1 rRNA gene is annotated in these 226 nt (G+C 57.5%); it reads left to right on the forward strand.

The annotated features are described in order from the left end of the window. Positions 1-226 (forward strand): 23S ribosomal RNA (locus F6X37_RS36280); the annotation flags it as partial.

Genomic DNA, 226 nt, shown 5'->3' on the forward strand with positions numbered 1-226 from the left:
TGTGAAATGCGATGGGGGGACGGATCGCGGAAGGTTGTCCGGGTGTTGGAAGTCCCGGTCCTTGCATTGGAGAAGGCGCTTTGGCAAATCCGGGCGCGCAATTCAAGGGTGCGAGGCGAGCCACTTCGGTGGCGAAGCAACTGGAAGGGGTTCCAGGAAAAGCCTCTAAGCTTCAGTTTCACAGTGACCGTACCGCAAACCGACACAGGTGGGCGAGATGAGTATT

The sequence above is a fragment of the Paraburkholderia sp. 31.1 genome (assembly GCF_014397645.1).
In the GTDB taxonomy this organism is placed as follows: domain Bacteria; phylum Pseudomonadota; class Gammaproteobacteria; order Burkholderiales; family Burkholderiaceae; genus Paraburkholderia; species Paraburkholderia tuberum.